The 10,960-nt window shown below is 56.2% G+C and carries 15 protein-coding genes and 1 pseudogene; 10 read left to right on the forward strand and 6 right to left on the reverse strand.

Going from position 1 to position 10,960, the window contains the following annotated elements; translation table 11 throughout:
- Positions 1–29 precede the first annotated feature (29 nt).
- The 4 genes from AC2FLJ_RS17795 (at position 30) to AC2FLJ_RS17810 (ending at position 2,353) form a co-directional block, all read left to right on the forward strand.
- Positions 30–584 carry an ActR/PrrA/RegA family redox response regulator transcription factor gene (locus AC2FLJ_RS17795; RefSeq protein ID WP_058275167.1) on the forward strand — a complete coding sequence of 185 codons (555 nt, stop codon included), beginning with the start codon at positions 30–32 and terminating at the stop codon, positions 582–584.
- A gap of 139 nt (positions 585–723) precedes the next feature.
- Entirely contained in the window at positions 724–1,218 is a 495-nt protein-coding gene (locus AC2FLJ_RS17800; RefSeq protein ID WP_058275168.1) for a lactoylglutathione lyase family protein, read from the forward strand.
- A 92-nt stretch (positions 1,219–1,310) separates the two neighbouring features.
- Entirely contained in the window at positions 1,311–1,706 is a 396-nt protein-coding gene (locus tag AC2FLJ_RS17805; protein WP_282170567.1) for a DUF805 domain-containing protein, read from the forward strand.
- A 275-nt stretch (positions 1,707–1,981) separates the two neighbouring features.
- On the forward strand, positions 1,982–2,353 hold the full coding sequence (locus AC2FLJ_RS17810; protein WP_058275170.1) for a VOC family protein: 372 nt from the start codon (positions 1,982–1,984) through the stop codon (positions 2,351–2,353).
- Here AC2FLJ_RS17810 and AC2FLJ_RS17815 read toward each other — a convergent pair.
- Positions 2,350–2,943, reverse strand: a complete 594-nt coding sequence (locus AC2FLJ_RS17815; RefSeq protein WP_282170566.1) for an HD domain-containing protein — start codon at positions 2,941–2,943, stop codon at positions 2,350–2,352. The genes AC2FLJ_RS17810 and AC2FLJ_RS17815 overlap by 4 nt on opposite strands.
- Before the next feature lie 204 nt (positions 2,944–3,147).
- On the opposite strand from AC2FLJ_RS17815, the gene AC2FLJ_RS17820 reads away from it, so the two are divergent.
- From AC2FLJ_RS17820 to AC2FLJ_RS17830, 3 genes are all read left to right on the forward strand, one after another.
- Complete coding sequence (locus AC2FLJ_RS17820; RefSeq protein ID WP_282170565.1) at positions 3,148–3,462, forward strand: hypothetical protein; 315 nt, start codon at positions 3,148–3,150, stop codon at positions 3,460–3,462.
- A 103-nt stretch (positions 3,463–3,565) separates the two neighbouring features.
- On the forward strand, positions 3,566–4,954 hold the full coding sequence (gene ahcY, locus AC2FLJ_RS17825) for an adenosylhomocysteinase (protein ID WP_282170564.1): 1,389 nt from the start codon (positions 3,566–3,568) through the stop codon (positions 4,952–4,954).
- A 14-nt stretch (positions 4,955–4,968) separates the two neighbouring features.
- The gene (locus AC2FLJ_RS17830; RefSeq protein WP_496706990.1) at positions 4,969–5,718 is read left to right on the forward strand and encodes an extensin-like domain-containing protein; all 750 of its coding nucleotides are present in this window, start codon (positions 4,969–4,971) and stop codon (positions 5,716–5,718) included.
- Positions 5,719–5,735: 17 nt separating this feature from the next.
- On the opposite strand, the gene AC2FLJ_RS17835 is transcribed toward AC2FLJ_RS17830, so the two are convergent.
- Complete coding sequence (locus AC2FLJ_RS17835) at positions 5,736–6,383, reverse strand: DUF899 family protein (RefSeq protein WP_058275174.1); 648 nt, start codon at positions 6,381–6,383, stop codon at positions 5,736–5,738.
- A 198-nt stretch (positions 6,384–6,581) separates the two neighbouring features.
- On the opposite strand from AC2FLJ_RS17835, the gene AC2FLJ_RS17840 reads away from it, so the two are divergent.
- On the forward strand, positions 6,582–6,923 hold the full coding sequence (locus AC2FLJ_RS17840; RefSeq protein WP_282170561.1) for a DUF2853 family protein: 342 nt from the start codon (positions 6,582–6,584) through the stop codon (positions 6,921–6,923).
- Between the two features lie 213 nt (positions 6,924–7,136).
- Here the strand turns inward: AC2FLJ_RS17840 and AC2FLJ_RS17845 are convergent, their stop codons facing one another.
- The 4 genes from AC2FLJ_RS17845 to tsaD are packed head-to-tail and all read right to left on the reverse strand — an operon-like array spanning position 7,137 to position 9,886.
- Complete coding sequence (locus AC2FLJ_RS17845; RefSeq protein WP_109313844.1) at positions 7,137–7,559, reverse strand: EVE domain-containing protein; 423 nt, start codon at positions 7,557–7,559, stop codon at positions 7,137–7,139.
- Entirely contained in the window at positions 7,559–7,828 is a 270-nt protein-coding gene (locus AC2FLJ_RS17850; protein ID WP_058275177.1) for a YciI family protein, read from the reverse strand. The genes AC2FLJ_RS17845 and AC2FLJ_RS17850 overlap by 1 nt, the downstream gene beginning before the upstream one ends.
- Position 7,829: 1 nt before the next feature.
- Entirely contained in the window at positions 7,830–8,792 is a 963-nt protein-coding gene (locus tag AC2FLJ_RS17855; protein ID WP_496697637.1) for an NAD(P)H-dependent glycerol-3-phosphate dehydrogenase, read from the reverse strand.
- Positions 8,789–9,886 (reverse strand): tRNA (adenosine(37)-N6)-threonylcarbamoyltransferase complex transferase subunit TsaD, encoded by a 1,098-nt coding sequence (gene tsaD, locus AC2FLJ_RS17860; RefSeq protein ID WP_496706993.1) that lies wholly within the window; start codon positions 9,884–9,886, stop codon positions 8,789–8,791. Before tsaD ends, AC2FLJ_RS17855 begins: the two co-directional genes overlap by 4 nt.
- A 96-nt stretch (positions 9,887–9,982) precedes the next feature.
- Between tsaD and AC2FLJ_RS17865 the strand changes: the two genes are divergently transcribed.
- Both AC2FLJ_RS17865 and AC2FLJ_RS17870 read left to right on the forward strand, forming a co-directional pair.
- Entirely contained in the window at positions 9,983–10,696 is a 714-nt protein-coding gene (locus tag AC2FLJ_RS17865; RefSeq protein ID WP_109313847.1) for a uroporphyrinogen-III synthase, read from the forward strand.
- A 54-nt stretch (positions 10,697–10,750) separates the two neighbouring features.
- Positions 10,751–10,960 (forward strand): annotated as a pseudogene (locus tag AC2FLJ_RS17870) (hypothetical protein); the annotation flags it as partial.

Consider the following 10,960-nt stretch of genomic DNA (forward strand, 5'->3'; position numbering starts at 1 on the left):
AAGGCGTGAAATAGCGGAAAGAACAGAATATGGCGGACAGCTCTGACCTCGACATCGGCCCCGATAAAACGCTGCTTTTGGTGGACGATGACGAACCGTTTCTGAGACGTCTGGCAAAAGCGATGGAAAAACGCGGGTTCGAGGTTGAAACCGCAGGTTCCGTCGCCGCAGGCCGCGCCATTTCCACCGCCCGCCCGCCCGCCTACGCGGTCGTTGACCTGCGTCTCGAAGATGGCAACGGTCTGGATGTGGTCGAAGTTTTGCGCGAAAAGCGCCCCGACAGCCGGGTTGTGGTCCTGACCGGATACGGTGCGATTGCCACCGCCGTTGCTGCGGTCAAGATCGGCGCCACGGATTACCTGTCGAAACCCGCCGACGCCACGGACATCACCAATGCGCTACTGGCCAAGGGCGACGAACTGCCCCCACCACCAGAAAACCCCATGAGTGCGGACCGCGTCCGTTGGGAGCATATCCAGCGGGTCTATGAGCTGTGCGACCGGAACGTTTCCGAGACCGCACGGCGCCTGAACATGCACCGTCGGACATTGCAGCGGATATTGGCGAAGCGCAGTCCACGTTAAATCTCTTCTGGTCGGACCAAAGCGGACCTTTGCTTCGTTCTGGACGTGGAGACAGAAACAAGCGCACTATTTCGGGGGTATCGGCAAGGGTTGCTGATGCCCTTTCTCTTGTTTGCTGCGGAACGAGGAGTATCTAAAAATGTCTGCACTAACCTTTTCACACATCGGAGTAACCGTTCCAGACCTGGAAAAAGCGGTAGAATTCTATTCTAAGGCATTTGGACTTTATGTGCTTATGGAGCCCACCGAAGTGCTGCATGACGATAGTGCCATAGGTCAGATGTGTGACGATGTTTTTGGAGAAGGCTGGGGTTCATTTCGGATTGCTCATCTTTCGATGGGGGATGGTATAGGTATTGAACTCTTCGAGTTTCCAAACACGATCGAAGAAGAGAGGCCGTTCGAATATTGGCGTCGCGGGTTGTTCCATTTCTGTGTTCAGGATGACAACCTTGAAGAACGGGTCAAGATCATCGAAGAGCTTGGTGGAAAACAGCGAATGAAGCAGGTTCGCAAATACTACCCAGGCGACAAACCCTATCGCATGGTCTACATGGAAGATCCGTTTGGAAACGTATTTGAGCTATACAGTCATTCTTATGAACTAACCTATTCGGCCGGGGCATACGCGTGACTTGTTTGTTGGCAGACCACCAATCTGGTAGTTTCCGTGTTAAATAATTTGAAATAGTGATATGTGAATGTCGTCCAATTGCGGAGGATGGCATGAACAATCTCACGACGGCATTTCGAAGGGCTCTGTCAAACTACGCCAATTTCAATGGGCGTTCTTCGCGCCCGACGTTTTGGTGGTGGGTTCTGGCCGTTCTTCTCGTTCTTCTGGTGACGCGAATAATTGATGGCGCTTTGATCGCTCCGATGCTCGGATTTGGGGTGTTTGAGCCGAACGCCGGACAACCGCTTTCCGTTTTGGTTTCGCTTGGGCTTTTGCTTCCCAATCTGGCGATTGGAGTCAGACGTTTGCACGACATCGGACGAACTGGTTGGTGGCTGTTGATTGGCTTGATTCCGATAATCGGAACTCTGGTCCTGTTGTACTTCTACATTCAGCCAAGTGAGAGTGGTTCAAACCAGTTTGGAGAACCCGACGTCTTCCCCTGATTTGAGGGGTGAAAGTCGTCGTTTCAGGCTACAGTTTCAACAGCAGTTCTTCGTGCCGTTAAGTGTATGCCTGCCGCACCTCTGTCGGCGGGCGCAACGTGATCCCCAACCCCTCCATCATCGCTTTGTCCGGCCGCCCAAAATCCTTGAATGCCCTGGCCCAGGAAAAGTCTGCAATAGTGCGCCGGTCCTGACAGTTTAGTGACTTGATACCAGTACCACTTTGCCCGAGGTTCGGGCAGGGAATTCATCTTTCGTCACAATGGAGTAAATCAATGATCGGCTATGTGACCATCGGCGTTTCGGATTTGGAGCGCGCAAAAAGTTTTTATACGACACTGTTTGCCGACAAGGGCGCAAAGGTTGTGATCGACGCGGGGCGCATCGCTTTCATCGGCAATGACCCTTCAGCGCCAATGCTCGCCGTTTGCACACCCTACGATGGCGAAGCCTGCGAGACCGGTAATGGTGGAATGGTTGCTTTTGCAGCTGACTCTAAGGATGAGGCTAAGGCGCTTTACGAGAAGGCAATCAGCCTTGGTGCTACAGATGAAGGAGAACCTGGCCAGCGCGTCCCTGATCGGTTCTACGGCGCTTATGCTCGCGATCTGGACGGCAATAAGCTGTGTTTTTACGTCTTCGGCTAAAGCTGCGTCAGCAGAGCCATATGACGTTCCATATACGCCCGCCGCACCTCAACCGGCGGGCGTAGTGTGATCTCCAACCCCTCCATCACTGACTTATCAGGACGGCCAAAGAACTTCGTCGCCTCAGCCTCGGAAAAGCCTGCAATCTGGGTCGCCTCCATCCAGGCGCTGATCTTGTCGGCCTTTTTGATCTGTCGTTTCACCGTTTTCGGCACCGCTGCAGGTAGGCCGAACCGAATGTGGATGGCTGCTGCCAAACGGTCATCCAGCGCGCCGTAATCCGGGCCAACGGCGGATTTTACGGGCGAGATCATATCTCCGATCACGTATTCCGGCGCGTCGTGTAACAACGCCGCCAGTTGCCATTTCACCGGGGCTTTGGGTGCAATTCGGCCGAAAAGCTCTTCGACCAGAAGGGAGTGCTCGGCCACGGAATAGGCAAAATCACCAACCGTTTGCCCGTTCCAGCGGGCGACAAAGGCCAGACCGTGCGCGATATCTTCGATCTCGATATCCACAGGCGTCGGGTCCAGCAAATCCAGTCTGCGACCGGAAAGCATTCGCTGCCATGCTCTGGGTTGTGTTGCCATTCTGCCATGCCTTGTGAAGTAGGACACGTTAACTTCGCGCTTTTGTGCTATGATGTACCTGTCTGGATCACAGGCTGCCAACAATTTATTGAGCTTTCGTGCTTTGAACCTGCACGTTTTGATCCCGACATATGGACTGAGGGGGGCGTACTCCTTTCAGTTGTGCCCCTCTCGTACTGAAACGCGTATCGAAAGGAGCATGTTATGTTCAAACGTCTATTTGCTATAACCCTGACCTTCGGCATGGCCGCCACAGCGCCGCCTGCCTTCGCCAAAAGCTGTGCACAGCGCGAACATGTGATCGCCAAACTGCAGGACAGTTATTCAGAAGAACTGGTCTTTGGCGGATTGCAGAAAACGCGGGGCGCACGGGCTGTTATGGAGGTTTGGACCTCGAAGACAACCGGAAGCTATACTGTTCTGGTGACCCAGGCGAACGGCATTAGTTGTATTGTCGCCGTTGGCACAGATTTTTTTGAAGCGATACCAAAGATAGAGCTAAAGGGTGAACCAAGTTGATTTAGACGGACGGTTTATCCCCTTTCCGGCCATCCACGTTGCCACCTGCCCCTAGGAGTGCTAGGGGCTGCCCGGACTGTGATTTACCGGAATGGAGCACCTGATGGCCGGGGACTATATCGTCAAAGACATTACATTGGCCGGGTTTGGCCGTAAGGAACTGGACATCGCCGAAACCGAGATGCCGGGCCTAATGGCTTTGCGCGCGGAATACGGTGAAACCAAACCGTTGAGCGGCGCGCGTATCGTCGGTTCGCTGCACATGACCATCCAAACGGCTGTTCTGATCGAAACACTGGTCGCGCTGGGCGCGGACGTGCGCTGGGCATCGTGCAACATCTTCTCGACGCAGGACCATGCGGCGGCAGCAATTGCTGAGGCTGGTATCCCGGTCTTCGCAATCAAAGGTCAGACGCTGGAAGAGCACTGGGATTACCTGGACAAATCCTTCCTGTTCGACGATGGCCCAAACATGATCCTGGACGATGGCGGCGACGCGACATTGTACATTCTTCTGGGTGCACGTGCCGAGGCGGGTGAGGACATCATCGCTGTTCCGACATCCGAAGAAGAAGAAGTCATCAAAGCGCAGATCGCCAAACGTTTGGCGGCATCCCCCGGCTGGTTCACCAAGATGCGCGACCAGATTCAGGGCGTGTCCGAGGAAACCACCACCGGCGTGAACCGCCTGTATCAACTGGTGAAAGACGGCCAACTGCCGTTCCCGGCGATCAATGTGAACGACTCGGTCACCAAGTCGAAGTTTGACAACAAATACGGCTGCAAGGAATCGCTGGTTGACGGCATCCGCCGCGCCACTGACACCATGATGGCTGGCAAGGTTGCCGTGGTTTGCGGTTACGGTGACGTTGGCAAAGGCTCGGCCGCGTCGCTGCGCGGTGCTGGTGCCCGTGTGAAAGTGACCGAAGTTGACCCGATTTGCGCCCTGCAGGCCGCGATGGACGGTTTCGAAGTCACGTTGCTGGAAGACGAAGTCGCATCGGCCGACATCTTTATAACCACCACCGGCAACAAGGACGTGATCCGCATCGAGCATATGCGCGAGATGAAGGACATGGCCATCGTCGGCAATATTGGTCACTTCGACAACGAAATTCAGGTGGCCAGCCTGAAGAACCACAAGTGGACCAATATCAAGGAACAGGTGGACATGATCGAACTGCCCTCGGGCAATCGCATCATCCTGCTGTCCGAAGGCCGCCTGCTGAACCTCGGCAATGCGACCGGTCACCCGTCTTTCGTGATGTCAGCCTCGTTCACCAACCAGGTTCTGGCGCAGATCGAACTGTTCACCAAGGGCGATCAGTACAACAACGACGTCTACATCCTGCCCAAGCATCTGGATGAGAAGGTCGCGCGTTTGCATCTGGATCGCATCGGCGTGAAGCTGACCAAGATGGATAACGAGCAGGCATCTTACATTGGCGTGAAGCCCGAAGGCCCCTACAAGCCGGAACACTACCGTTATTGAGTGCGAAAGAACGCATGAGCAAACACACCGGACGCCGCCGATTCCTGTTATCGGCGGCGTCTTTTGTTTTTAGTATCGCCGTTGTAGCCATCCTGTTCGGAGGGGGTGGATGGTGGTTGTTGGCGCACCCGGAAACACCCGTGCCATCGCATTGGAACCCTTTGCGAGAGCTGAAAATCACCGCGCCGGTCACGCCAATTACCCGGTTTCAGCTTAATCGCGCGCTGGCGAATGAAGTACATTGCCGCGCCGCTTTGGCCGACGCCGGCGCAAACTTTGAAGCGATGGATGATCTGATCGTGGATGAGAATTGCGGCATCACCGGGCGCGGTCTGTTGTCTGCGCTGGTGACATCGGGTGTAAATGCGGTTGAAACCAGTTGCGCGACCACTCTGCGGCTGGCCATGTGGGAACATCATGTCGTTCAACCCACTGCGAGAGACCTTTTGGGCACGCAGGTCAGCCGATTGCGGCATGTGGGCAGTTACAATTGCCGCCAGATGCGGACCGCTCAGGGTCAGAGCAGTGGTTGGAGCAGCCATGCCAAGGCGGATTCCATTGATATTGTTGGTTTGCAATTCGCTGATGGGCGCAGTCTGACATTGCTATCCGATTGGGGCGCCGAAGGACCTGAGGGTCAATTTCTGCACCAGATCTGGCGCGGCGCATGTGATTGGTTTCGTGTGGTATTGGGTCCTGATTTCAATCACTTGCACGCGGACCACTTTCATCTGCAGGGTCCCGGTTGGGGTTATTGCCGATAGGTCACCTTGACGGGTATTTAACGCAGGGACGGAAAGAAATCTCCGCGTCCTTGTGGTGTGAAATCCAGAATATTCCACAGGGGCCACGCCGCATCCACGTGCCGCGGATGCCAGTCACTGGGTTCGAAGAACAGCTCGGAACTCCAGAAATGGCTTATGCCGTCCGCATCGCGCTGAAAGATGTTCAGGATAGGCAGTTGGCTTCCATCCTCGGCCTCGGCCAGATAGTCGCGCTGATAGTCTGTGCCCAATGCAGAATAAAGCGGCAGATCATCCCAAGACATTTCCGCTTTCAGCGCTGCCAGCCTTTCACAGGTGTTTTGCGCCACGACCGCAAAGGCGATTTTCTGCGATATATGGGCGATCTGCCCATTCAACCCGTCCAGAAAGGCAGAACACATCGGGCAAGGTGCCTCTGCATCCGGACCGTACATAAGCGAGTATATAGCCAAGGTGTCATGTGATCCGAACAAAGACGACAGCGGTGTCGGCGCACCCTTGTCTGACCGGAATGCATAGTCCCGCGGAACTGCCCCACCTTTGGGCAAACCGCGGCGCAGTTTTGCAACATTTTCAATCTGAGCCCGCAGTTCGGCTTCAGCCGACAGCAAGGTGTTTCGTGCGGTTCTGTATTGCGAAGTTTCGTTGGGTAGCGACACAGGCATTGTAGCCTCCTGGTTCTGGAACAAGTAACATATTTAACCTTATTGTTAAATAAAGGGCCATCAAAATCAAGCCTCAGATCAGACCGGCAGGGTTTAGGGGGAATGCCGCTAATTTTTCCCTTTGTGCAAATTCCCGCTCCCGTTACCGTGTCTGCGGCGCTGGTATGGCCAAAAACGAGTTTCAACCGGGAGATAACCATGGGAAAACGCGACGACCTGATCGCTAAATATGCCGAGGACCTGAAGTCCAAATGCGGTATGAACGCAGATATGGATCTGCTGACCAAAGTCACAATCGGCTGTGGCCCTGCAATTTATGACGCCGATGCATCGACTGTCGCGGCAACTCAGGAAGGTGAGTTGGAAACGGTCAAGAACAACTTCCTCATCAAAAAGTTGGGCCTGTCAGATGGACCGGAATTGATGGAAGCGATCAACAAAGCACTGGAAACCTATGGCATGTCCGAGCGTAACAAATACCGCGCCGTCGTGTATTACATGCTGACCAAGCACTTCGGCAAAGAGGCTGTTTACGGCTGATCCCGCCACACCTTTTTTGCAGCGCCCGTCAGATCCCTGGCGGGCGTTTCCAATTTTAAGTACTTGCCGTTTGAACTGCGCCGCAAGGATCGGTTAGTGTCAGGACGTGACCAGGACGGTCAGAGCCAAAATTTCCATACGCGTGTGGTGAGTCGGGAGCACGCGGGGTAGGGAAGGTTCTGCATCTGTCAGGGCCTTCCCTTTAATCTGTTATTAAGTAGCCTGCGTGCCGCCCAGATCGCAGATCACCTGCCATTCCGCCTCGCTGACTGGCTGAACGGACAGGCGAGAGTTTTTGACCAACACCATTTCCCCCAAACGTTCGTCAGCCTTGATCTGGTCCAGCGTGACGGGGGTTGCAAACGGGCGAACGGCCTTGATGTCCACACATTCCCAACGCTCGTCATCCGTGGTGCTGTCGGGGTGCGCCTCAGCGCAGACCTCGACAATACCAACAATCGCCTTGTCCTTTTGCGAGTGGTAGAAGAACCCGCGATCTCCGACAGCCATCTGGCGCATGAAATTGCGCGCCTGATAGTTGCGCACGCCGTCCCATTCTTCGCCCGCATCCCCTTTTGCAACCTGCTGGTCCCAGCCCCAGGTCGATGGTTCGGATTTGAACAGCCAGTACGCCATCAGCCTATGACCTTTTTCCACGCAATCAGGTCAACCGATTGGAACAACCCGGCTTTTGCATAAGGATCGTTGTCCGCCCAATTTTGCGCGGCGGCCATGTCTTCGACCTCCAGAATGATCAACGAGCCGATCATTGCGTCGCCGTCCAGCAGCGGACCCGCCTGCGCAACGACACCCGTTTCCTCAATATAGGCCAGGTGGGCAGCGCGATTGTCCAGCCGGGTTTGCAGCGCGCCGTCTTTGTCACGGGCGATGAGAGCGATCAGCATATTATTCCTCCTTCAGGGGTCGGTTGAGCAGGGCTCGGATAGCTTCGGTCACACTGTAGGCGCCACTGCTAAGGTCCGCCACCGTTGTACTGATTGGCATGTCCAGCCCCTCAGCAGTGGCAATTTCCGTCATGGCCCGCGCGGTGGCGACCCCTTCAACGGTGGTGTGGGTATCGAATTGGATATTCCGACCCAACGACAGGCCAAAGCGATAGTTTCGGGACAGTTCAGACGAACAAGTCAGGACCAGATCCCCCAATCCAGACAATCCCATCAGAGTGTCAGGTCGCGCCCCGCGCATCAGCGCAAAGCGCTGCATTTCTGCAAACCCGCGTGTCATTAAAGCGGCGCGTGCGCTGTCGCCCAACCCGGCCCCGATTGCAGCGCCGCATCCGATGGCCATTACGTTCTTCAAGGCGCCGCCAAGTTCCGCCCCAATCATGTCGGTGGTTCGATAAAGGCGCAGGTTGGCAGTGGTCAGGTCGTGTTGCAGCGTCAGACTCAGCGAGTCATCTGCGCAGGCCAAGGTTAGCGCCGTTGGCAGTCCGCGTGCAATGTCGTCGGCAAAGCTGGGCCCGGTCAGCAGGGCGGGTTGCGCATCCGGGATCGTTTGCTGGATCACTGAAATCGGCCCAAGCCCGGACGATAGCTCGATACCCTTGCAGCACGCCACCAAGGTTTTTCCGGCCAGATCAGAGGCCTGCGCTTGCAAGGCATCGCGCAATTTTTGCATGGGGACAGCTATCAGCAGAACATCAGCCTTGGTCGCCTGATCGATGTTCGATGTCACCGTGATATCAGCAGGTAAAGCCACGCCAGGCAAACGCTGAGTGTTTTCACGTTCTGTCTGTATGTGCCGGGCCTGATCCGGATCCCGTGACCACAGCGTAACCGGCCCGTTCCCGGCCAGTGAAATGGCCAGGCTCGTGCCGAATGCGCCAGATCCCAGAACCGAAACGCTCATGCCTTGGCGCCTTTCTTGCCGCCGCCCAGCATCGCGGGGCTGGTTTTATCCAGCGGCCAGCGTGGACGGGCCGTCAGGTCCAGCCCGTCGCGTGCGCCCATGCGAAACCGTTCCATCCCGGCATAGGCGATCATGGCGGCATTGTCGGTGCAAAGGTTGAGTGGTGGTGCGGTAAAGCGCGCGCCTTTTTCTGCGCAAACAGTCTCTAATGCGGACCGAATGGCGGTATTGGCGGCCACACCACCTGCGACGGCAATAACCGGCTCTGTAGGGTTTTCCTCAAGATACCTGTCAATCGCACGGCGGGTTTTCTCGGCCAGAGTATCGACGATGGCTTGCTGAAATCCGGCACACAGATCAGCGCGGTCCTGACGGGTCAGGCCGCCCTTTTCGGCAACAATCTGATCCCGCATCCGCATCAACGCGGTTTTCAGCCCCGAAAAGGAGAGATCACATCCCGGCCGATCCAGCAGAGGTCGGGGAAACCGGAAACGCTTGGGATCGCCAGAACCTGCTTCGGCCTCCACAGAGGGACCGCCGGGTTGCGACAGGCCCAGCAGGCGGGCGGTTTTGTCGAACGCCTCGCCGGGGGCATCGTCGATTGTGCCGCCAAGGCGGGTAAATTGCTCGGGCCCGTGCGCGATAAGGTACTGGCAATGCCCGCCTGAAACCAGCAGCATCAGGTAGGGAAAGGCGATGCCATCCGTTAATCGGGGCGTCAGCGCATGACCCGCCAGATGGTTTACGCCGATCAGGGGAAGCCCGGTCGCGGCACTCAGCCCTTTGGCGCACATGACGCCGGACATGACCCCGCCGATCAGGCCGGGACCCGCAGTGACGGCGATCGCATCCATATCGGCCAGTGTCAGTCCTGCAGCCTCTAACGCCTGCACCACGCAAATATCCAGTTTTTCGGCATGGGCCCGCGCTGCGATTTCGGGCACGACCCCGCCAAATGCGCTGTGCAGCTCGGTTTGACCGTGAACAATAGACGACAGAACCTCGGCACCCGCACCATCGGATTGGCGCACAACGGCGGCGGCCGTGTCATCACAGCTGCTTTCCAATCCAAGAACGGTAAGTGTTTGCACCATAGGTCTGATCCGTTGCATCATGACTGCCAAGCGGGGTATCACCCTGCGCGGACGCAAACAATCCCAAGGCCGAAGGCCCCGCCATTGTATTTGTTGATGACCCGCCCTCGCGCCGCCTCTGAAAGGTTTGTCGCACAGCTGTCGGACCGCGTCAGGTCGCGGGTGGATGTCATCTATTCTCCGATTCTGGAAATCCGACCCCTGAGAGTTGCGGTCGAAACGGACGGAATTCGCGGATTGATCTTTACTTCGGCCAACTCGGTCAATGCCGCCGCGTCGCTGGGCGTTAAACCCGATCTGCCCGCCTATTGTGTTGGTCCGGCGACCACTGGAACCGCCAAAGGGGCTGGATGGGATGCATTGATGGTGGGTAATACCGCCGAAGAACTGGTGGCCTACCTGTTGAAACACCGGCCTGAAAGCCCGTTGCTGCATCTCAGGGGTGAACATACGCGGGGAAATGTTGCCGGGCGTCTGACCGAATCGGGGCTGACGGTTCACGAACAGATTGTTTATCAACAGCGTTTGTTACCGCTGACATCCGAAGCGGCTGCGGCCACATCCGGTGACAGACCTGTTCTCGCACCGCTGTTTTCGCCCCGAACGGCGCGACAATTTGCCGAAATCTGGACCGGAACCGCGCCCTTGTGGCTGGTTGCCATTAGCGAAGCCACGGCCGAGCCCCTTTATTCCTTGGACTATGAGCGCCTGAAGATCGCCAAAGAGCCGACACCCAAGAAAATGCGGAAAGCCGTGAAAAAGCTTGTCAAACACGCGATGCGGGTTGAGCGTGGAGAGACCACTGATTAACTTAGAGTGGTCTGTTATTCATATGAAATTGGATTCGATAAGGGGAACGTCGCGGTGGCTCGTAAGAAAAAAACCGATCAAAAGCCGGTGGAAGACCCCAAGTCGGACGAAACGGTTGAATTCACCTCGCAGCGTGATGAGACAGTCGTTGACGCGGATGAGCCGCTAGAAGAGGCCCTTTCCGAAGCCGAAGCCGAAGCCGAAGCCGAAGCCGAAGCCGAAGCCGAAGCCGAAGCCGAAGCCGAAGCCGAAGCCGAAGCCGAA

Source organism: Ruegeria sp. CDSA034 (assembly GCF_059612275.1).